This window comes from Providencia sp. 2.29, from assembly GCF_015832305.1.
GTDB lineage: Bacteria > Pseudomonadota > Gammaproteobacteria > Enterobacterales > Enterobacteriaceae > Providencia > Providencia stuartii.
In genome coordinates this window covers 2354417-2375603 of sequence record NZ_CP065420.1, presented here as the reverse complement: position 1 = coordinate 2375603, position 21187 = coordinate 2354417, and the positions used below count along the sequence as shown (strand labels likewise).

The window sequence follows — 21187 nt, the reverse complement described above, 5'->3', positions numbered from 1 at the left end:
AACTCGCCGCTAATATTTAACACTCACATATATATGAATTAACGTATATGTTAGGTTGGTATAAATTGATAACATGATAAAGAAGTGGATGTGGAACCATTACAATTATTCAAATTATTAAGTGACCAAGCGAGATGAGATATTGTACTGCGGCTAAACGTATCGGGAGAGTTATTCGTATGTGATATTTATACGGTATTAGATTTTTCTCAGCCAAAAACATCTCGCCATCTTGCAATGCCACGTAGCTCCGGTTTATGACTTGATTCAAAACACGGTACATAGATAAGGGGTCGACAATTGTTTACCCAATTTATCCTGTTCTAATTGATGTTTTATGTATTCTTGTATTCGTTTCGTATCCTTACCCACCGTATCAACAGAGTATCCTCCGCACCAAAATTCTCTTTTACGATATTTAAACTTTAAATCGCCGAACTGTTCATAAAGCATTAGGCTACTTTTCCCTTTTAAATATCCCATAAAGCTCGAAACACTCATTTGAGGCGAAATGTCCAACAGCATGAGTATTAGCAACTGATTACTAATACCTTATCTAACTAGAAATGCTTTCGATACACTACATAATAGTAACATTGCTTCACTATATGATTTTTTTAAATTTAAGGATACGGATTGAGTATTTACACATCATTTTATACTTAAGGGATATATTCTGATATTTGGCAGTAAAAAAATTCTAGTTAAATTAAAAAAATACTCAGAAAATAGGTTATTATATTTATGTGTTAGTAAATAAATGTAAACATATATTTCAATAAAACAATAAAAAATTTTAAGAAAAATCTGTTTTTAATTCAATACTAAACCTTAATAGCGGGGTTTATGAGTTTCAATTTTTATTATGCATTATGTGTTGTTTTTTTGTTGATGATAATTTTTTAAGTCAAATCATTTTAAAGTTAAAAGATTAAAAATGTCTTTTTATTCATATGATTATTGTTCATTGGTGGTGGTGCGCACAATATGAGCAAGTTAAGTGGGTGTTAAATTATAGTTAAGAACAACTATAGGGACAATTGAACGTTTAACTCTCATTTTTAATGAAGAATATTTAACAATTGAATTATTAAAAATAAAAGACAATTACATTTGCTTACTCACTGCATGAATATTCACTCTAGAAAAAAATTTTTTTTGGATTAGAATCTTCGCCAATCCCGTTAATTAAGAAAGTTAAGTTTTTTTCAATTAATTAAACGTGGATGTCAATATGGAAATATGAGTGTATATGGAAAACATGAATTTAGAGTTTAAAAATAAATTTCTTTAAAAGAAAACAGGAAAAGAATCGATCAGCCTATTCATTAAGTTGAAATCAATTCATTTCTATTTAAGTCCTGCGATTAAAAAGGGTGTTGTAATCGTAGGATAAATATTAACTTACACCCAATTATTAATAAATATTTAAGGTCTTATTATGTTTAATCAAAAAAATATGATTGCTCTATGTGTTGCTGCTGGCTTAGGATTCGCTGGTGCTGCTTCTGCAGGTCAAAACGCTCAAGTAAATGTTTCAGGTCAAATCGCAGCTGCAACCTGTGATTTAAGTGTTAGCAATCCTAATATTGACTTAGGTACTCACATTTCTGCGGATATTACAGCAGCTGGTGATATTGCTTCAAGTGCAAAAGACTTCACTCTACAATTAACTAATTGTAGCAAAGATCAAACCGGTGCATCAGTTCAATTATTTGCTAAAGGAACTGCATTAGACGCGAATGGTGATTACTTCAACAACACTGCAAATGCAACTGTTGGTGTTAAATTAACTGCTGATTCTAAACCAGTTAAACCTAACACAAGTGTTGATTTAACTTCTGTGACTGGATTAGCTCAAGGTTCTTCTGCTTCAATCGCAATGAACGTTGGCTTATATTCAACAGTAGGAACTCCTGCTTCACAACGCATTGATGCTCCAATTACATTCTCTGTAAGCTACGAATAATAATTATTTAAATGAGATGGCAGAAATGGCCATCTCATTTATTACTTGTTACTTAATAGAATGACTATTGGAGATAAATTATGAATTTGATGTCAACTATCAGATACTCAATAATTGGAATGATGATATTTGGTCTTGAAATTACAGGACTATCAGCTGCTGGGGTAGGCCTTAATACTACTCGAATTGTTTTTCCACAAAATAGCCAATCTATTCCGGTAACTGTTCGCAATAGTACAGAGAACGAAGAATATCTGGTTCAGGTATATTTAACGAAAACACCTAGTGATTCTACCCAAGAGAAGGTATTTGATATTCTTCCTCCTATGCTCTATTTGAAACCGGGACAACAGCGAGATGTTCGTATTACTGAAACCTCTAGCTCAATGAATTTACCGAAAGATCGTGAATCAATTTATTACTTACATGCAAGAGCAATCGCACGCAGTGAAAAAAATTCAGAGTTAGATGTTTCAAATATGAAAGGTGATGTAAAAATTGCAATAGAAAATGTGATTAAAGTATTTTATCGCCCAACTGGGTTAGTTCAGACTTCTGATAAAGCACAAGAAAGTTTGACGTTTTCAGCAGTTCAAGGCGGTGTGCAAGTCACAAACAACTCTCCTTATTATATTACATTAGCATCTTTAAAAGTTGGTAATAAGCATATAGATATTTCAGCTAAAAAGAACAACACGATGGTGGCGCCTTTTAGCAATATAATTTATCCGACAACTGTGAATACAGGCCCAATCACTTGGGTAACTATTAATGATTTAGGGGGCTATGTTGAACATACGAAACCATAAATTATCCACCTTAGTCGCATGTTTATTAATGGCTTCTACAATGCAATCTTTTGCAGGAAATAAACTAGAAATACTTGCAGATATACAAAGTATTGGTGAATGTGACATTGAGGTAACGCCATCAAATATCGAAATGACTCGTCGTCCTGTTGTCGGAGATTTTAGATTAAATGATGCTGTAGATATTACGCCAATAAAACTTTCATACCAATGTCGAGATTATGAAACAACGGTGATGCCCGAAGTAATGGTAACAGGTGATGTATCAAATGACCCTAATCTATTTTTAACAGAGAACCCTGCTGGAGCAAAAGGGGTTGGTTTTATGCTGAAAAATGGCGAAGTGTCAGAGTTGGTAGGGTTCTACTCTAAGGGAAAAACCTTAAAAAATAATGAAAGCTTTTATTTACCTGCTGGAAGTACAAAAGGTTCTTTACCAATGACCATCGGATTTGTACGTCAAGCAGACAATAGCACCGTTACAGCGGGTTCTGCAAAAGCATCAATTTTATTAACCGTTGTAATGCCATAATTCAAAAAAGAGGATACCAATGTGCTGCGGTTAATTTTATCTTTTGTATCGATTGTATTCTGCCAATCAGTATTAGCACAAGTGAATACTGTTGCTGTCGATTTTGAAGCGACTTTTTATAAAAAGACTTGTGAAGTTGATGTTTCAGAAGCTGTGATTGATTACAAAAAAGTTTCACCAGTTGATATTGTCAAAAACGATTCGGGTGAAACCACAAAGTTAAATCGAGATATAACTTTGAAGCTAGCAAAATGTACAAATGTTAGCGATTTATCTAAAAGCAAAATTTTTGTATCTGGACAAACAGAAATTTTCAATGGAAAACCTTTATTCAAAGAAAGTGGAACCTCAAAAGGTGTCGGTATTAAGTTATTAGTTAATAACATTGCGAAAACAGATGGTGATGTTCTTTTCCGGCTTAACTCTAGTAATGCTATCGGTGATACCTTTACAGTGACAACAGCATTATCTTGCGGTGAATGTAACGATACGAATCAAATAACAAAAGGTAGTTTTAAAGCGTCAATGATATTCACCGTACTCACTGACTAGCTAATCTAGGATATATAATATGCGTAGAATCATATTTTCATTATTTTGTTTGGTTGGTACTTTAATTTTATTAACAGACTTATCTTCTAATGCTTATGCAGGGCTACTATTAGAACAAACAAGAATTATTTGGAATGGTGATTCAACGCAAGAATCCATTACCTTAAAAAACGATAGTGACAGTGTATATTTAGTTCAATCAGGGGTGTTTGATACGCCTATTGGGCAGAAAGAATCAGGCGTATTTTTAGTTACACCACCACTATATCGATTGAATCCAAATAGTCAGCAGGCAATGAAAATTTTGCCTGAAGAAAAAATAACTCAACTGCCTAAAGATAAAGAATCCTTATTTTATTTTAGTGTTATTGGTATACCAGGTGTTACAACTAACAATAATGAAGAACAGGTGGCAAAGTTATCGATAGGTACACGTTTAGTTATAAAACTATTTTATCGCCCCAATGGATTAACACAATCAAGTGAAGATGCAATTAAAGGGCTACAGTTTTATTTACATAAAAAGAATGTATGTATAGAAAATCCATCTCCATATCATATAACATTAAGCTCTCTAAAAATAAATAATAAACAGTATCCGAAAATATCTGGAGTAATAATTCCACCAAAAAGCAGATACTTAATAAACAATACTGGTGAAGTAAATCAGTCGAGTAAAATAGTATGGAAAGCAGTTAATGATTATGGTGGTGATAGTGAAGATAATACGGCTTCACTAATATTAGGCGAGAGGAAAACATGTCAATAGTTAAAAAAATCATTATTTTAATTGTTTCTTTTGTTTATTATATGGGATCGTCTTTCGCAAATACCGATATCATGAATGGTTTGTTATTTTCACCTGAACGTATAGTTTATAAAGAATCGGAAAAAAATGGTGTTTCAACCATGTTAGAGAATGCGAATAGCGAGGCAATACTCGTCCAGTCTCAAATCATTGCTGCAAATGAAAAAACGTTGAAGCCACTGATTAATAAAGAATCAGATATTTTTTTAATCACACCGCCATTACATCGTTTAGATAGTGGCGTTCGCTATAGTTGGAAAATACAACGGGTTGCTGATGGCAATTTAGCAAAAGATAGAGAAAGTGTATTTTATGTTTCATTAAGAATTATTCCAGAAGTATCAGATAAGAACACCTCGGAGTTTATTGTTACTCCAACACTCTATTTAAAAATGCTTTATCGACCTAAAGCAATTGAAGAATTACGGATTGACAAGGAAGTGGAAAAAATGCGTTTTTCTATAAATAAAAATAAACTGACGATCAAAAACCCGTCAGCTCTTTCAATTACATTGACCTCATTAACTATTGGTTCATATAAAGTGCCAATGAAATTAATAGATGACAGTATTCCTCCATTTAGTGAAAACCAAATTGAATTACCTCAATCTGTTTCTGGTGAGGTTACTTGGCAAGCTTTAAATGAATATGGATTAATAACAAAACTGAGCACTGGCGTATTGGATGAGAGTATATTATGAACAACAGAATATTTATCTTAAAACCTATCTCAATAGCGCTTATGTTTTGTCTGTTTGGGGGGGTAACTAGTGCTGAGCCTTATTTTGATCCCGCTCTTTTAAACCTGCCGGCAGGAACAGATAAAGATAGTATCGATTTATCTGTATTTGCACGTTCTGATACAGTAGCTCCTGGCCGTTACATAGTTACTATGAAAATAAATAAAGAGGAGATAGGCCAGAAGGAAATATATTTCACACAAGATGGTGAAGGTAACATTGTTCCTGAATTTACTCCCGCTATGTTAGAGGAGTTCGGCGTAAATATTCAAGGTAATTCTATATTGAAAGGAATGCCTGCGACTCACAAAATTACCTCTCTATCATCGGTAATAGAAAATGCACAAGTTCAATTCGATGTTTCAAAATTAACACTAAATTTAAATATCCCGCAAATCTCTATGAACCAGAAGGCTAGAGGTGCTGTACCGATAGAGCTTCTTGACCAAGGTTTACCTGGCTTGATATTAAACTATCAAGTCAGTGGGAGCCGACAAGAATTTACGGGTGGAATTGGCGGTAAAACAAAAAATAACTCTATTTTTGCCAACATTACAGGCGGATTAAATCTTGGTGCGTGGCGTTTACGTTCCCAATATTTTTACCTTGAAAATGAAAATAAATTTGACGGTAAGACGGTACGTAATCACCAAAGTGATTTTAATAACACAACCGTTTCAAGGGATATTCAGCACTTAAGTTCTGAAATTGTAATGGGTGAAACGAGCACACTCAATGATGTACTTGACAGTGTCCCAGTAAAAGGGGTTCGTTTATTATCCAATGAGCAGATGTTAGCACGAGGTGATAGGGGATTTGCGCCACAAATTAGAGGCGTTGCATCATCTAATTCCCGCATAACTATAAGCCAAAATGGTAATACCATATACCAAACATACGTTGCACCAGGACCATTTGTGATTAATGACCTTTATCCAACAGGTACAGCTGGGGACTTGGAGGTTTCAATTCATGAGGAAGATGGCTCTGTTCGAGTATTCACTCAAGCATTCTCATCATTGCCCGTAATGCAACGAGCTGGAACATTTAAATATGAAGTTGCGGCGGGTCAATACAATGGTGGCATAACCGATGGTAATAAAAAAAGTAATTTCTTGATGGGGACACTCATATACGGATTACCCAAAGCGGTCACATTGTATACCGGTTTTTTAGGGGCTAATCATTACTGGACTGGTATTGTTGGTACAGGTTTCTCATTAGGTTCATTTGGTGCCATGTCAATCGATGCTACCCATGCCTATGCCACAATTAGAAATGAAGATAAGCAAGGTCAATCCTTCAGACTTCGTTACTCAAAGAACTTATCTGATTTTGGTACATCTATTGACTTGACCGCGTTGAGGTACTCAACAAAAGACTATTATAGCTTTTCAGACTTTAACCATGCAGGTTATCGTTTGAAAGATAATGTTGCACCGTGGTTAAACGGACGTCAACGTAGTAGCTTTCAATCTTATATAAACCAATCTCTTGGTAAATGGGGTTCAATTTATTTTAGAGGTATGCGTAGTGATTATTGGGGACGTAAAGATACGATAACGACCTTAGGGATTGGTTATAGCGGTTTCTATAAAGGTTTATCTTATGGTATTGATTACAGTATTAGCCGTACACAAGGTGACGGAAACTGGCCTGAAAACCGCCAAATTAGCTTCAACGTTAGCGTGCCATTTAGTCTGTTTTCAAATAATAAAAATATTGAAAATATTAGTAGCAGCTTCCAGATAAGCCACGACAATAGCGGAAGAACTTACCAACAGCTTGGTGTTAATGGGCAGCTACTAGATAATAAGTTTACTTACCAATTAAGCGAAAGTGGTGATAACCGAGACCAAAAATTATCCAGTTCGGTTAACGTCGGTTATCAAGGAAGTAAAGGATATGTGGGAGGCGGATACAGTTATAGTCGCGAAAGTCAGCTAACTTACGCGAATGGAAATGGTGCTGCCGTCATTCACCCTGGTGGGGTTACATTGGGTCAGTTCATTGGTAATTCTGCTGCTGTAGTGTATGCGCCAGATGCTGCGGGAGCAAGTATCAATAATGGGATGGCCGTTATTGACTCTCGGGGTTACGCTATTGTGCCTAATATGATGGAATACAGCCAAAATATTATTAATCTAGATATTAATACATTACCAACAGATGTTGAAAGTAAAGAAACATCCGTTAATGTGTATCCAACAAAAGGCGCTTTAGTTAAAACTCAGTTTAATACCTTGAAAGGGTATCAGGCGATGCTCACCTTAACGGGTCCAAAAACTATTCCAATGGGAGCTGTAGCATCACTACAACAATCAGAACAAGATAGTTCTAGTTTAATATCAGGAATTGTTGGTGAAAATGGTCGTGTATATATAAGCGGGTTACCTGAAAAAGGGACATTATCAGTAGTATGGGGAAGAGCAAACTCTGAGCAATGTCAAGTTCCATTTGATATGAGTAAGTCGACTGAAAACACCTACTCGTCGCTGCGCAATTTAACTGTTACATGCCAATAACTAATTTGAGTAATATGATGAAAAAAATTTTATTCGCAATCATTTTGACAAGTATAACAATGTCATCATTAGCCGCAAACGTTAAGGTGTTCAATGGGCGTGGCTTAGTTGGAGTGTTTGGGAATTACACTGCAAAAAACAAAATGGTAACATACGGTAACGTTGGAGATTCTTATTTCTATGTTACATTAACCAATTCTTTCAATGGTTCATATAACCTTTGCTATCAAGCCGCTCTAATGCAAATTGATGGTATTTACGGAATACCAATTAGTAATGATCTAATGCTAGTGCCTGAGTTTACTTTTACAGATGAGCGAAGAAAGGGATTAATTTATCCTCGGCCTGCCCCATTCGATATAGTAACAGGGCATTTCAATGGCTGGGGTTCAGGTACAAATCAATTTCCATGGTACCGGAATTGTATTTTTGAACCTTATCAAACAACGCCTGAAATTAGTATACAACATAATGTATATACAACGGGTCGTTTGCTAATATATGGCACTGGGAATCAAAAAGGTGGCACATATCACTTAAAACACGATATAGGTACCTCTGTTAAAGACTGGCGTACCCTTTATGAAGGGAATTGGAAGATGCTAGTATCCAAAACAGAAGCGATAAATATCACTGTTTCTGGACTAACATGCAGCTTGCAGACTCCGAATAAAATTAATTTTGGTATTAACGATTCTAGTGCAGCCAACGGTACTTTATTAGCTTCCGTTCAACGCCCTATGACGATAAATTGTAGCCAATTTAAGGATCAAGTTGACGCATATATCGGAATTTCAGCTAACGTTAAACCAGAGTTCTATTCTGGTAATGCTTTTGATGTCAATTTAAATAACGCAAGTAATCAAGCTGCTGCGTATGTAAAATTATTTGTGCACCACAATGGGGCTAAATTACCAATACGTTTAGACCAGACTATAGTCGAGCTTGGTCGTATTAAAGCAAATGAAAACAATGTCAATATAACGAAAACTCTTGAATATGAGTTATATTCAAAGGGGGCAGGGGTAACCGGTTTAGCACGTGGTTCCGTAGAACTTTCGGTTATTATGCGTTAAGCTTATCGTAAGTTGATTTTAAAATTAATTATAGTTCATCAATAATCAGGACGTTAAGTTAATACTATGACTAACCCTAAAGTTTATTTACTCGGTATAGCCGATGTACAGGATTTTCGTAACATCCGATTGTGTGTCACTCAGAACCTCGGCTGACACTTAGCCTTAAAAACCAAGCTTATTTTTTAACACTTCATACCGTGTTTTACCAGCATGAGCTGAGTGGGGCGATGATAATTATAAAATACCTCCCATTCAGCTAATTTTAAAGCTCGCGACTTGTTTAAGCACAGAAGGGCTATATTTTTACAATAAAACATTCCTAACAACCTTAAATTATATTACTCACTCGGCTATGGAGTTGAAAGCAACGGCTCTGAATATTTATGTTCAGTCCAATAATCACTTTTCTTGAAGATATGCATATTACTGAGTAATCCTTTAAAGGGACTAAAGTGATGCGAGCGCTTCGTAAAGATCAGGCTGAGCATTTTTACTATGGCCAGCCCTTAGGCGAAGTGCGTCTAGTGGAAGAATGGCGTTTATTTATTTGATATGGAGTTTTCAAAATAATGGATGTATTGAGCCACTAAACCGATTTTAAGAGAACAGGAAAGATGAGCCTGAACAGAACAGGGGATATTGTAATTTTTGTATTTTCATGTCTGTCTATAGCAGGATGCAAACCGGGTAATTTGCCAGAACAGTCTCAAAAAATCCGTCAGTTTGATGGGGTTTACATATGTAGAATAAGCCAGTCATTTAATCACATTGCAATTGAACAGAAAAATAAACACATTTTTCCGTCCGTAATGGTGAAAACTACCATTACGGTTAAAGATGGTGTTATGACAATTCATGGTATGACATCAGGTGATTACGTTTCTCATAAAATGTCGATCACTGAGCCGCCAGTTACACCGGATGGCCGTGTACTGTATTCAGAAGTCGAACTTCGTTATAAAGACGGAAATGTGCAGGAAGATTTCACAAAGAAATATGGTATTGCATCAGTGTCTGAAGGTGATCCTTTTGACAAAGGATTTATGCATCAACTGAGTAGTTGCAGATTATTGTAGAAGCGTAATGCTAATGTCTAATAATAGGAACCATTCTTTATGTGATAAATCCGCTAAAATAGCTGACGATTGACCTATATCTTGCTTATCAAATTGATGAATAACTCTATGCATGCATTCCGCTTTTTAGCTATTTTTTTGTAAATGGGCAAATAGCTTTGCATAAATCTTTTGAATAGTATCATTTTTCTTTTGATTGTAATCCATCATTGTATTAACACCTTCTTTTGCTTTCATTTTGCTGACGGCATAGGTAGCAAGATCGTCAGGGTGGGTCATTAGCCAATCACGGAATAACTGATGACGTAAATGTTCAGGGCAGCCAGGTGCAAATACATGTAAATTAACCTGTGGTTTATCAAGGTATAGCATTCGGTGTTCATACCAAGATGGTTCGCGAATTGTATGAACATACCCCAAGGCAGTTAGTTGAGGGATATAACGGTTCTCAGCAGTAGGATCCTCAACGATTAGGTCAATATCAATAATAGGTTTAGCTGCTAGATTTGGAACCGCAGTTGAGCCAATATGGTCAATATGTAGTGCTGCTTCGCCTAGTGCGGCTTGGATACGTGCTTTTTCTTGTATAAAAAGTGTTGCCCAAATAGGATCATAGTCACGGATCTCAATTTTAAGTGTAGGTGGTTTTCCTAAAACCCATGGGTTTTCATTCGGGTCACCATCTTCAAATTTCATTACAGCACAGATATCTTCGGGAGATAACGTATCTAATGAGGCTCTTTTTGTATTAAATTGTGTCATATCTTTGTTTATTCGTAATAAATGCTGTGAAATCGGGTTGTTGCATGGTTACGCAATGAATTCCGCCACCACCAATAACAATATTACCGGCAAACGTATTTACGTGGTAGGGTAGTAAAAATATATATAAGCATACACTAATACTAGGAGCACTGGTTAAACTACCAGTAGCTATTTCGCATAGTAAATCAGGAGGTAATGATAGTGATAATGAGGCTATTTATAAAGTTATTAGCTCCCCATACTCTATTTAACATAATACACATTATGCGAACCTAAATTGTAATAGCAAAGTTGTAATGTCCGCTCTGGGATAAGTTAAGATGTCCGTCACGTAGGCTCACCATTAAGGGGTTCGCATGACGGCTTATAGAGCGGAGTTTTTTACCTTGGAAGATGTTAAACGACTAAAAGTAATCCAGGATGTGATTGACCAGCGCCTGCCAACCAAAATGGCAGCACAACGATTAGGCATATCTGCTCGCCAATGCCGACGGCTATTAGTTCGCTATCCTTTTTTTATGTGGGTCATAAGCTAACCTTTTAATTCTTTCTAAATCAAGCGATTCTTGTATTTTAATAGTCCGAATCCCATTTTTCATATAAGAAATATATATCTTAGCGATAAGGTATTGAACGAGTTTTGTTTCACTTGTTGGAATTCCACTCGTTACAATTTCTGCTGCTGTTTTCGCATCTAATGGTTTATTTTCCATTATAATATTTAAAGGAATTCCAACCATATTCCCCCAAGCAAGAACAAATTGCTTGGCTGGGTCCATACTCTCTGAATGGAAACCTTTTAATGCTCTCGCCATTGCATCAACAAGGTCTTCACCTTCCAGTTCTGACTTCATAGATAAAGACTCGAGTGCAATGAGGTTATCTCCGCTATTCATCATCCAACGTATATAATGTTGCTGATTGTATTTGGTCACTATTTCAGCTGAGTTTGTACCACTATAAACACCCCCTGCTTCACGATAACCTTGACTATTAAATTCACTAAAGCTGTAAAAATGCTCGGTTGAGTAACGCAATGCGGTAAGATCGACCGATGTGCCCGTCGACATCAAACTTTTTGAATAACGAATACGGTAAGATTGACCAGTTTGACGATCACTGCCTTGCTGCGCTGCACCACTAAATTTGGCTGATGAATGGGTCACATCCGTTGACAGCGCCCCGAAGTTCCCTAAAGAGAATCCACTTCCCAAACTCAAGGATTGATAATCTTTCGCCAATAACGTTCCACCGTACAAAGTGACATTATTGTGTAAACCGTATACCGCGGTGCCTAATACAAAATCTGAACGGCGAGAGTCTGTAGTCAAATTCCCATCATAACGGCCGGAGGCGAGTTCATATTTCCAGCCCCCTGGCCGTAGCATCACTGGCAATGAGGAATAAGGCACTACAAATTGACGTTCGCTACCATCCGCTTCGGTGATAGTCACATCATAGTCACCCGACAATCCTGCTTGTTGTATGTCATTAATATAAAATGCACCGGGAGCCACGTAGGTCTCATAAATAACTTTACTTCATTGTCACATTTCGCACGAACTCCTTGCGGAATAGCATACTATAGTCTTTCCCATAGAATTTCACGTCTGACACCTGATTAGCAGTAGCCATTTTAGTCATGGGGGAAGTGCCAAAGGTCTCTTTCAGCGCTTGCTGAGTTTTAGGTTGAATCAACCAGTTAATAAAAACAGCGGAGGCATTTGGGTGTTGACTATTTGCAGCGATGGTTACAACATTCCCTCCCCCTGGCATACCAAATTTGGGGACATAAAATTTTAATCTTGAAGTTATTGCTCCATTGTGTTGCAAGCCTAGCATATGATCTTCCCAAGCTGGAACCAACATCAACTCTCCATCATTTAAACGTGTGAGACTATCGGCGCCAGACGCGGTTTGCGTAATACTAGATTTGTTTTTAGTAAACCACGCCCAGCCAGAAGACCAACCTTTAATCACCTTTGGATCAATCTTCGTTGCACTGCTATCAAACTCACCGCTTTTGAGTGTGACAATACGCTGAATGAAGGCTTCACCAGCGCCTCCGTTATTGGGATCGTTATATCCAAAACGATTGGGATTTGCATCGATAAACGCCTGAAGGTCATCGAGCGTTTGAGGAAGAGCTTGATCGCCAAATTGTTTGGGGTCATAGGCGAATCCAGTTTGATTTCCCCAAAAAGCGACGGCATACCCCTGTGTATCGATGTTTTGTATTGTATGAACTCCATTCTCATAGCCTGGGAGCCAGTCAACTTTACTGATTGCATTAGCTTTTAAAGTAATAGGCAGTTGAGCAATGGATAAGGCCATTACATCAATTTTACCACTCTGTTTTTTTGATTCGGCTAAAAGTTTATTCATATTTCCATCAATGGTTCCTTCTGAGATTTGTACTTTTATTCCATATTCATCTTCGAATCCCTTCACAAAATTACGCCACTGCGGCTGCAAGTACCAAATGTTAAATGTAACCTCTCCTTCTTGTTTTGCTTGCTTTATCACCTCATCCCAGTTAGGAAAGGAATTTTTATCTACATCTTGAGCGTAAGAGGTTGATATAACTGCGACTCCCAGTAAGAGCGCCAATGATATTTTTTTCATAATTTGACTACCTCTAGTGAATGTTATGCTTTTCCTGTGGATTGAGACAAATAATTGCCTTTTAACAGGCGCTCAATAATTATCATCAATATAACGTTGGGTATCACCAAGATCATTGAAACAACAGCGGCATCTGGACGTACAAAGGAATACCCTAAGAATGAATACAGTATCGTGGGAACAGTGATAAAATCTGGCGAGCCCAGTACAAATGAAATACTAAACTCTTCTAAACTTCGAACCAGACAAAATATTAATGAAGCCAGTAGACTTGGCTTTAGCATGGGTAAAAAAGCATTGCAGAACGTCCCCCAAAAACTAGCTCCCATGTCACGCGACGCGTCGATTATGTCTTGTGGTATCGACTTGAACCCCGCTGACATTATGCGAATTGAGTAAGGGAGCGTAAGAACGGTATGGCCAATTACAATGCTCATAAAAGTATTGCTGATATTTAAACTTATTAACATTGAACTGAAGAAGATACCGATAATCATGCCCGGCATAACCAGTGGAATGAGCGTTAGCATTTCCGCAACTGCTTTGCCTTTAAATGTCATTCTTCCGAAAGCATAGGCTGTAGGTGTCGCAAGCAATAAGCTCAAAATAGCAACAGCAGGAGCGATGGTATAACTATTGAAAAGCGCGGTTGCTAGCGATGTTTGTTCCCAAACAATTTTCCACCGCGCTAAAGATAATTTTTGAGGAAAAAGGTCTGGATAACTCCATGGGTGTTGTGGGTCAACCAAGGACCACAAGATTGCCATAGTAAAAGGCAAACCTAACCAAACAACATTAATGAAGATGAAAAAAATCAATGAAATTTTTACAACTTTCCGTCCATTATTGGTCTTTATGGTGTTCATTTAACCTCCCCCTTCTTGGTAGCCAACGGGGTTAACACAGTCGCAATGAGCAGCGTTCCAATCGCGGAAATTAACATTATTATGACGGCAATAACGGCTGAGTTATTCCATTCACCGTATTCCATTGCGGTAGCTTGCATCAGGCGCGCAAGGGAGTAAGTGTTACGGGGACCGGCCACAGAGAAGAATGCAAAATCCCCTACCGCACCAATAAAGATAAGTATTAGAGAAACTTGTACCGCGGGGAGTGTTAGAGGGAAGACGACATCTACGAATCTCCGCCATCTATTAGCACCGAAATTACTTGCCGCATCAAGTATCTCATCTCTAATCGAATTGACAGCACCGCCAACTAAAATCAATGCAAAAGGAAGGTTTTTCCATATTTGAAGAATGATAACCCCCCATCCAAAATCATCATTTTGCATACGCAATGGGGAGTCTGTTATTCCCAATAGTTGAAGTAAACTGTTTATCACTCCATGATAGGCGATGATATTTACAAACAAAAATGCAGCCACTAAACCTGGAATGAACATGGGTGCTCGAAGCACTCCGATCACAACCTCTTTTCCGTACATGGGTTGTCTTAGCCAGAGTGCGATAGGATATGAAAGCAGAACTGCACCAAACGCACCAAGCACCGAAACTTTTACGGTGTAATACAACGCACTAAGTAAGACGGAGTCACCTATGATGTTTGCCCAAAACGCTAGTGAAAATTCACTTTCCCCCGTCATGTTAAATAAACCGAAGCTTTGGGTAATAACGACATAAAAAGTTGATCCCATCAGAAGAAGGATCGTTCCAAGCCCTGTGCTCATTAATAGCCATGCCTTTACCTCATTTTTCCAATTCATCTCTTCCCCTCCGTAACCGGCTCTAAAAAGTGAATTGCATCCTCAGGCAAGTAAAATTCGGCACGCTCTCCGATAGCAATAGGCGGTTTCTTCACAAGCTGCAAACGAACTGAGAGTGATTTATTATCGTTGGAACCCCACGCTTCAGTGAGATTGCCCATGAATGCCATTTTTTCTATGACCAAAGAAAATCTATTTTGGATAGAAGATGGGGCTTGAACAAATTTCACATCCTCAGGACGCCAACAAATATAGCAATGTTTTGCTGAGGGAGGATTTGCGGATTTAACATAGAAGTTACCAAGCTTACAGGCGATACGGTAGTATTCTGGCTGCTCAGCGGGTTCAACATGTGCCTCATCAATATTCGCTGCACCAATAAAATCCGCAACAAAGCGGCTGTTTGGGCGGTAATAAACGTCCTCTGGCGAGCCCACTTGCGCAATACTCCCTCCATTTAGCACAACGATTTTATCTGATATAGACAAGGCCTCAGCCTGATCGTGCGTGACATAAATCGAAGTTAGTTGGTAGAGGCGTTGTAGCTCTTTAATTTCAAACCTCACACTTTCGCGTAATTTCGCATCTAAGTTAGATAGTGGTTCGTCAAACAAAACTAAATCCGGCCTAGTGATCATCGCTCTAGCCAAAGCTACACGCTGTTGCTGTCCTCCTGATAGTTGTGATGGCATCTTCAAACGCTGCTCTACTAAACCGACTTGTTTTAGGGATTCTTCTAATCTTTCTTGTTGGTTGCTAATGGAGACTTTTTTTTGCTTCAAGCCAAAACAGATATTGTGTGAAACGTTGAGATGCGGAAACAAAGCATAAGATTGAAAACACATGGCCGTGTTTCTTTTTTCTGGTGGAAGGTTTGTTATAGGCTTGCCATTTAAAATGATCTCTCCACTATCTGGTTGGTGAAAGCCACTTATCATTTTTAACAAAGTGGTTTTTCCACAACCACTCGGCCCGAGCAAAGTGACAAATTCCCCCTCTTCAGCGGTAAGACTGATATCGCGGGCGGCATAAAAATCGCCAAATTGCTTTGTAACACCTTTTAATATCAGGGTAGACATTATCGGCCTTCCTTAATCGAAATAATTTCTTATTAAATTTACATATTAAATGTTATATTAATGTGATTTAGCTCATCAAAATAAAACAAAAGTAGAAATTTAATTTTAACCCTATTGAAATCAACTATATACATGGCGCATGTAAAGTTAAAGACTTAAATGTTATTTTACATATTAAATTTAAATGATAAACTTAATCGAAAATAAATTGAGGGTTTTATCATGGATTTTGAATTTCATAGAGCAAAAGAAGGTGTTGTTTTAGCAAACAGTCACCGAGGGTATGCCAGCAAATACCCTGAAAACACCATGCCTGCATTCATTGGTGCATTGGAAGCTGGTACACATTGCATTGAGATAGATATTCACTTAACCGTAGATAATCAAATCGTGGTTACTCATGACCATCGTATAGATAGAGTCTCAACAGGAACGGGTTTTGTTGAGGAGATGACGTACACACAACTGTCTCGGTATGATTTCGGCGTAAAATTTAATAACAAGTTTGAAGGCACAAAAATACCGCTACTGAAAGATGTTATAAAATGGGCTGTGGCCAATCAGGTTGGATTGATTGTTGAAGTTAAGCAGCGGCGTAGAGTTGATGAATTTATTGAACATCTAGTCGACGTCTTAAGTTCAGTTCCGAATGCGATATCACACATTCAATTACTTGGATTTAATCACGTATTAATCAACAAAGTAAAAGAAAAGATACCGCAATTAGCATTGCAGGTTGTCACTATTGAGCGATACAATGACCAATTAGCTGCCGTTTCTGCCTCAAATGCAAGTTGTGTTTGTGTGGAATATGAGTATACACATATCGACGATTTGAGAGCATATAAGGCGGCGGGGTTGGGTGTACGGCTGTACTTGCATGAAAATAAAAACGGCATCGCCCCTTTAGAGCAATATCTACTTAAATTTGGCTGTGACTGTCGTGCTGAAATCATTGAATGGCTTCAAGAAGGCCTTATTGACATTCTCAGTCATGATGATATTCCGTATTTACAATCTTTAATTGAGGATGCAGGGCTACAATGGAATTAATTTATAGTATCGGAAGTTGTCAATGACAGATAAACCAGAAGTATTGGACCTAAAGCCAACTCAACGGTTACTACTGGAATTAATTCGCAGGTACGGACCGATTTCCCGGGCCGAGTTAGCTAAATTATCCAACTTAACACCTGGCGCGATAACACAACAATGTCGTGAGCTCATTTTTTCTGGGTTAATTGTTGAAGGTGAGAAGAATATTGGACAAAGAGGCCAACCTTCTCTTCCTCTAAAACTAAATCCCGGAGGAGCTTGCTCAATTGGCGTCTCCTTTAGTTCTGGTTTTATTGATCTTGCGCTTGTTGATTTTTGTGGAAAAAAAATTTTCAGCACATCAGAAGTACATCTAGAAAACCAACCTCTCATAGCCACTCTTGACCAAATTAAGAAAATGGTTAATAGCACGCTAAAAAAATTGAAGCTTCAACATGCCAGGATCCTTGGCGTAGGATATGCTGTACCCGGCTTCGTGAAATCAGATGGAAAAAAAAGACAATGCGTTACTTGGCTAAAAAGCTGGCGCGATGCCGATCTGCAAGCTGAATTTCAGGCTAACCTCCCTTGGCCGACTTGGGTTGAGAATAACGCTAATGCTGCTGCTATTGGAGAATTGTACTCAGGTCAGTGGAATCAATACCGAGACTTAACCGTATTAGAACTAGGATATGGTATAGGTGCAGGGATTATTGCAGATCATAAATTACTGACGGGCGGCTTTAGAAATGCTGGCGAAGTTGGTATGGCCTTTCCTACTGGAACCCATCGGCCATCTTATAAAGATTTGCTCGGCACTCTCAGTGCTGCGGGTTACGATGAAAAGGAATTGCTTGGTCTTATAAAGAAAAAAGATATAGTTATAGAGACTTGGTATCAACGGTCATTAAAACAACTTGAAGACACTGTTTTAGGATGCCTTCAATGGTTAGACCCACAACTTATCATAATTGGCGGAGCAATGCCGAAAGAGATAACTTCTCGCTTTGCAGAAGATATCACGGATTGGTTGCAGTATCGTCTTGATCCGGAAAGACCTATGGTTAAAGTAGTTCATTCATCAATAGGTTCAGAGAGTGCCTCGCTTGGTGCTGCCATGCTATCTCTATATCAAATAATTAACCAATGATTGAAGTGCCTCAATGTGTAAAAACGAGCATCTAATCTATATAGGCAAGGTTTTATAGACTTTATACGGGGTATCAGTTTAGCGACAAATCGCTGATTACCACAGTGCCTTTTGAATCACTGACGCACGACAGAATAATCTGGCAGGTACCAGTATAAATAACCGGTAACTACCAGAGCAGCTTAAGCACAAATTAATTATTACTTGGTGCAAGTTCGATTAGCCATTTGTTCCAATTATTTTCATCTAATTGTTGAGTTGTACGTATTTTCCCATAAAACAAATCATAGTAAATTGAGTGGTTAAATAAATACAAATATTCATTTGGTTGATTTGGTGATAGCGGATTATCAACGTAGTACATTGCTTGTAAATGACCTTTCATATCCTGTTTAAATAATGTGGCTTTATTTTCTGGGTCGCAATCAGTTCCCCAACTTGCATCGTTGTAAAAACCACTTATTTGTAAGCAATGTGGTGTGTCTGAAATAGGAGAATATTGAGCTGAATATATTTGTATTAAGCTGCCATAGCGAGGCGAATCAACTACCTTTGTGATCAAACTATCACTATAACCTGCATTTTCCGCATTAAAATTACCACATTGATATACCCATGCATATTTCTCTTCATGAGTTGAAGAGTCTGTATATAGGCAAGTTTGCCCTCCCCACCACACTGAAGACTCTCCATTCCACGCTTTTATGTTAACAACAGTAGATTTACTGACATTAAATTCAGGGTGAAAATCCCAAGACAGCGTTGAATGCATATTTTTTGTGGGTGGAATTAGAATTGGCATAGCAACTCTATCTAGCACCTGATTTTTAGCATAATATTCATCTATAGTATCAGTATCATCAGCAGTGATCATATTGACACCAATAGAACGATTCCAGTCTAATATATGTCTATAATCATAATTTTCACGAATAACAACTCCGGGAAAAACATCAAAAACACCTAACCTGTCTGCTAAATCATAACAGCAGGCTGAGTTATTTTGAAAATATGCTTTTATAATATTAATGTTGCCAACAGTATCCGGTATAACATTGGGAACCGTAATGCCGGTTATGACGCCAGGACGCCAGAGAATATAGTCAGGAACGGGGACAAAAGCACCTAATGGCTTCTTATAAAACTTAATAATAGCAACCATTCTAGCCATTGTAGCTTCATTTGTATTTGATATGTCTAGATTTGCAGGAGCAATGTATTTACCTTGATAAATACTATCTTTTTCAATTACGGATTTAAAATCAGTTGAGTCTTTGATTACAACTTCGATATTAGGCACTATAGTTTCTTTTGCATTTGACCACAATGCTACGGCTCTACTTGCATTATCACGATAATCCGCTCCATTGATTGGGTCAATTTTCGGTCCCTCATTGATTCGTTTTGCGGCTATAGGACTGATAACAGGATTGGCCATTATTTCTTCTTTAATATTGTTTTCATTTAACATAGCGAACCAATCATTCGGTGTTGGATATTCAGCCATATTAAATTTAACAATGACTCTTTTTACCAGAGAAGGTTCTCGTAAAGATACTCTATAAATAGCCATTGCTGTTGGAGTTATTGCTGCCGCATCTTTAACTTCTAGATAAATGAGTGATTGTCCATTTTTATCGAGATAATTATGCAGCATTTCATCAACTGTAGGTACTGTATAATTTGTTTTTTCACGTGTAATCGTGAGTAGTTTTTTTTGTTGCAGTTCATCTAATGTTAAACTTTTAAGTTCTGGATTTGGTCCTGTATTCAGTAACGGGTCGTAGTCTTTCTCTAACATTTTACCTATATTAATATCATGAAAAACCACAAGTTCATTATCCTTTGTCAATCTCACATCCGTTTCTATTGCTGCCCGGCAATTCTGATAAGACCTTTCGAAAGCCCCAAGGCTATTTTCGGGAATATTTGTTGTAAAATCGCCTCGATGCCGCACTGTAATAACGGAGTTATTATTAGCAATGACGCTTAATTGATAATACTGAGTCTCCCAGGATGGACAATCTGCGCTAGCACTATTGATATAAACAAAAATCATAAATATTATAGATGCTAGAGTGTTAAATTTTTTTAAGAATATACTTGGTGTTTTTTTATCCACACTCACCCCCAATAAGGCAATTTTAAATTTAAATTTATGAAGCGGTTTTATATACCAAATCAATAATAAAATACGTCCTTGTAATTTTAGAGACGGATATTAAGAAAACTAAAAATTAATAATTGATTTTTATTGACTATTACTTGGTGTTTACTTCAATAGCCATCAGACTTAACTTAGCATTTGCACTATAAGACTCATTACAGGCAGTAATAATACCTGATTGTGTTGAAGAAAAGAAAATATCACTAACAAAACTACATACTACATTTGAATCATTATCAGTATAATAAACGATATTTTCTGTATTAGATATTTTATCAGTAACTATAAATCTACAACCTATTACTGATTGGTTATTGACACTTAGGTATCCATATTTGAAATTTTCAAGTGGTTTGTTAAAGTTAAATTCTTTTATTTGCTTTATGTCACACACACCATTAGACGCAAGAGATGTATAAGAGAATAAAGAATTAAAAACAAAAATGGTATATAAGAAATATTTTCCCCTACCCATAAAAACCCCTTTTTGTTATTTTAGATTGAAGACGTCATTATCTTACTGGCGTATCACATTAAAAATTTAAAGTGA

Annotated in this window: 18 protein-coding genes and 5 pseudogenes; 13 read left to right on the top strand and 10 right to left on the bottom strand. The window is 37.2% G+C overall.

What is annotated here, in order from left to right:
* Window positions 1-141 precede the first annotated feature (141 nt).
* Window positions 142-258, top strand: a pseudogene (locus I3B46_RS10910) (ArsR family transcriptional regulator); the annotation flags it as partial.
* Between the two features lie 9 nt (window positions 259-267).
* Here the strand turns inward: I3B46_RS10910 and tnpA are convergent.
* Window positions 268-531, bottom strand: a pseudogene (gene tnpA, locus I3B46_RS10905) (IS200/IS605 family transposase); the annotation flags it as partial.
* A 910-nt stretch (window positions 532-1441) separates the two neighbouring features.
* On the opposite strand from tnpA, the gene I3B46_RS10900 reads away from it, so the two are divergent.
* From I3B46_RS10900 to I3B46_RS10865, 8 genes are all read left to right on the top strand, one after another.
* The gene (locus I3B46_RS10900) at window positions 1442-1969 is read left to right on the top strand and encodes a fimbrial protein (RefSeq protein ID WP_004919941.1); all 528 of its coding nucleotides are present in this window, start codon (window positions 1442-1444) and stop codon (window positions 1967-1969) included.
* 80 nt (window positions 1970-2049) lie between these two features.
* Window positions 2050-2778 (top strand): fimbrial biogenesis chaperone, encoded by a 729-nt coding sequence (locus I3B46_RS10895; RefSeq protein WP_004919944.1) that lies wholly within the window; start codon window positions 2050-2052, stop codon window positions 2776-2778.
* Window positions 2756-3310, top strand: coding sequence for a fimbrial protein (locus tag I3B46_RS10890; RefSeq protein WP_014658388.1), 555 nt, complete (start codon window positions 2756-2758; stop codon window positions 3308-3310). Before I3B46_RS10895 ends, I3B46_RS10890 begins: the two co-directional genes overlap by 23 nt.
* Before the next feature lie 21 nt (window positions 3311-3331).
* Window positions 3332-3862 carry a fimbrial protein gene (locus I3B46_RS10885; protein ID WP_014658389.1) on the top strand — a complete coding sequence of 177 codons (531 nt, stop codon included), beginning with the start codon at window positions 3332-3334 and terminating at the stop codon, window positions 3860-3862.
* A 19-nt stretch (window positions 3863-3881) separates the two neighbouring features.
* Complete coding sequence (locus I3B46_RS10880; RefSeq protein ID WP_014658390.1) at window positions 3882-4631, top strand: fimbrial biogenesis chaperone; 750 nt, start codon at window positions 3882-3884, stop codon at window positions 4629-4631.
* On the top strand, window positions 4622-5371 hold the full coding sequence (locus I3B46_RS10875) for a fimbrial biogenesis chaperone (RefSeq protein ID WP_004919958.1): 750 nt from the start codon (window positions 4622-4624) through the stop codon (window positions 5369-5371). The genes I3B46_RS10880 and I3B46_RS10875 overlap by 10 nt, the downstream gene beginning before the upstream one ends.
* Window positions 5368-7935, top strand: coding sequence for a fimbria/pilus outer membrane usher protein (locus tag I3B46_RS10870; protein ID WP_163762042.1), 2568 nt, complete (start codon window positions 5368-5370; stop codon window positions 7933-7935). Before I3B46_RS10875 ends, I3B46_RS10870 begins: the two co-directional genes overlap by 4 nt.
* A gap of 17 nt (window positions 7936-7952) precedes the next feature.
* A complete protein-coding gene (locus I3B46_RS10865) occupies window positions 7953-9011 on the top strand; it encodes a hypothetical protein (RefSeq protein WP_163762246.1) in 1059 nt (352 codons plus the stop codon).
* Between the two features lie 140 nt (window positions 9012-9151).
* Here the strand turns inward: I3B46_RS10865 and I3B46_RS22675 are convergent.
* A pseudogene (locus I3B46_RS22675) lies at window positions 9152-9277 on the bottom strand (IS481 family transposase); the annotation flags it as partial.
* A gap of 351 nt (window positions 9278-9628) precedes the next feature.
* Here I3B46_RS22675 and I3B46_RS10860 point away from each other — a divergent pair.
* A complete protein-coding gene (locus I3B46_RS10860; protein WP_076913989.1) occupies window positions 9629-10090 on the top strand; it encodes a hypothetical protein in 462 nt (153 codons plus the stop codon).
* Window positions 10091-10216: 126 nt separating this feature from the next.
* Here I3B46_RS10860 and I3B46_RS10855 read toward each other — a convergent pair whose 3' ends face one another.
* The gene (locus I3B46_RS10855) at window positions 10217-10852 is read right to left on the bottom strand and encodes a GrpB family protein (protein ID WP_036940309.1); all 636 of its coding nucleotides are present in this window, start codon (window positions 10850-10852) and stop codon (window positions 10217-10219) included.
* 359 nt (window positions 10853-11211) lie between these two features.
* Here I3B46_RS10855 and I3B46_RS10850 point away from each other — a divergent pair.
* Window positions 11212-11364 (top strand): annotated as a pseudogene (locus I3B46_RS10850) (helix-turn-helix domain-containing protein); the annotation flags it as partial.
* On the opposite strand, the pseudogene I3B46_RS22005 reads toward I3B46_RS10850, so the two are convergent.
* From I3B46_RS22005 to I3B46_RS10825, 5 genes and pseudogenes are all read right to left on the bottom strand, one after another.
* A pseudogene (locus tag I3B46_RS22005) lies at window positions 11353-12390 on the bottom strand (fimbria/pilus outer membrane usher protein); the annotation flags it as partial. The pseudogenes I3B46_RS10850 and I3B46_RS22005 overlap by 12 nt on opposite strands.
* A 1-nt stretch (window position 12391) precedes the next feature.
* Window positions 12392-13480 carry an extracellular solute-binding protein gene (locus I3B46_RS10840; protein WP_014656018.1) on the bottom strand — a complete coding sequence of 363 codons (1089 nt, stop codon included), beginning with the start codon at window positions 13478-13480 and terminating at the stop codon, window positions 12392-12394.
* Window positions 13481-13503: 23 nt separating this feature from the next.
* On the bottom strand, window positions 13504-14346 hold the full coding sequence (locus I3B46_RS10835) for an ABC transporter permease (protein WP_014656019.1): 843 nt from the start codon (window positions 14344-14346) through the stop codon (window positions 13504-13506).
* Entirely contained in the window at window positions 14343-15206 is an 864-nt protein-coding gene (locus I3B46_RS10830) for an ABC transporter permease (protein WP_004919984.1), read from the bottom strand. The genes I3B46_RS10835 and I3B46_RS10830 overlap by 4 nt, the downstream gene beginning before the upstream one ends.
* The gene (locus I3B46_RS10825; protein ID WP_102780533.1) at window positions 15203-16285 is read right to left on the bottom strand and encodes an ABC transporter ATP-binding protein; all 1083 of its coding nucleotides are present in this window, start codon (window positions 16283-16285) and stop codon (window positions 15203-15205) included. Before I3B46_RS10825 ends, I3B46_RS10830 begins: the two co-directional genes overlap by 4 nt.
* Window positions 16286-16507: 222 nt before the next feature.
* Here I3B46_RS10825 and I3B46_RS10820 point away from each other — a divergent pair, with 222 nt between their 5' ends.
* Together I3B46_RS10820 and I3B46_RS10815 are read left to right on the top strand one after the other, a co-directional pair.
* On the top strand, window positions 16508-17338 hold the full coding sequence (locus tag I3B46_RS10820) for a glycerophosphodiester phosphodiesterase (protein ID WP_004919992.1): 831 nt from the start codon (window positions 16508-16510) through the stop codon (window positions 17336-17338).
* A 22-nt stretch (window positions 17339-17360) separates the two neighbouring features.
* Window positions 17361-18470 carry an ROK family transcriptional regulator gene (locus tag I3B46_RS10815; RefSeq protein WP_004919995.1) on the top strand — a complete coding sequence of 370 codons (1110 nt, stop codon included), beginning with the start codon at window positions 17361-17363 and terminating at the stop codon, window positions 18468-18470.
* 193 nt (window positions 18471-18663) lie between these two features.
* Here I3B46_RS10815 and I3B46_RS10810 read toward each other — a convergent pair whose 3' ends face one another.
* Both I3B46_RS10810 and I3B46_RS10805 read right to left on the bottom strand, forming a co-directional pair.
* On the bottom strand, window positions 18664-20592 hold the full coding sequence (locus I3B46_RS10810; RefSeq protein WP_158660884.1) for a glycerophosphodiester phosphodiesterase family protein: 1929 nt from the start codon (window positions 20590-20592) through the stop codon (window positions 18664-18666).
* A gap of 139 nt (window positions 20593-20731) precedes the next feature.
* Complete coding sequence (locus I3B46_RS10805; protein ID WP_104873498.1) at window positions 20732-21112, bottom strand: hypothetical protein; 381 nt, start codon at window positions 21110-21112, stop codon at window positions 20732-20734.
* Window positions 21113-21187 lie beyond the last annotated feature (75 nt).

Excerpts from the sequence above, each read along its gene's own strand:
- I3B46_RS10870 (WP_163762042.1), top strand. The coding sequence starts at position 5,368 with ATGAACAACAGAATATTTATCTTAAAACCTATCTCAATAGCGCTTATG.
- I3B46_RS10860 (WP_076913989.1), top strand. The coding sequence starts at position 9,629 with ATGAGCCTGAACAGAACAGGGGATATTGTAATTTTTGTATTTTCATGT.
- I3B46_RS10815 (WP_004919995.1), top strand. The coding sequence starts at position 17,361 with ATGACAGATAAACCAGAAGTATTGGACCTAAAGCCAACTCAACGGTTA.
- I3B46_RS10900 (WP_004919941.1), top strand. The coding sequence starts at position 1,442 with ATGTTTAATCAAAAAAATATGATTGCTCTATGTGTTGCTGCTGGCTTA.
- I3B46_RS10865 (WP_163762246.1), top strand. The coding sequence starts at position 7,953 with ATGAAAAAAATTTTATTCGCAATCATTTTGACAAGTATAACAATGTCA.
- I3B46_RS10835 (WP_014656019.1), bottom strand. The coding sequence starts at position 14,346 with ATGAACACCATAAAGACCAATAATGGACGGAAAGTTGTAAAAATTTCA.
- I3B46_RS10855 (WP_036940309.1), bottom strand. The coding sequence starts at position 10,852 with ATGACACAATTTAATACAAAAAGAGCCTCATTAGATACGTTATCTCCC.
- I3B46_RS10895 (WP_004919944.1), top strand. The coding sequence starts at position 2,050 with ATGAATTTGATGTCAACTATCAGATACTCAATAATTGGAATGATGATA.
- I3B46_RS10830 (WP_004919984.1), bottom strand. The coding sequence starts at position 15,206 with ATGAATTGGAAAAATGAGGTAAAGGCATGGCTATTAATGAGCACAGGG.
- I3B46_RS10840 (WP_014656018.1), bottom strand. The coding sequence starts at position 13,480 with ATGAAAAAAATATCATTGGCGCTCTTACTGGGAGTCGCAGTTATATCA.
- I3B46_RS10875 (WP_004919958.1), top strand. The coding sequence starts at position 4,622 with ATGTCAATAGTTAAAAAAATCATTATTTTAATTGTTTCTTTTGTTTAT.
- I3B46_RS10880 (WP_014658390.1), top strand. The coding sequence starts at position 3,882 with ATGCGTAGAATCATATTTTCATTATTTTGTTTGGTTGGTACTTTAATT.
- I3B46_RS10890 (WP_014658388.1), top strand. The coding sequence starts at position 2,756 with ATGTTGAACATACGAAACCATAAATTATCCACCTTAGTCGCATGTTTA.
- I3B46_RS10825 (WP_102780533.1), bottom strand. The coding sequence starts at position 16,285 with ATGTCTACCCTGATATTAAAAGGTGTTACAAAGCAATTTGGCGATTTT.
- I3B46_RS10805 (WP_104873498.1), bottom strand. The coding sequence starts at position 21,112 with ATGGGTAGGGGAAAATATTTCTTATATACCATTTTTGTTTTTAATTCT.
- I3B46_RS10820 (WP_004919992.1), top strand. The coding sequence starts at position 16,508 with ATGGATTTTGAATTTCATAGAGCAAAAGAAGGTGTTGTTTTAGCAAAC.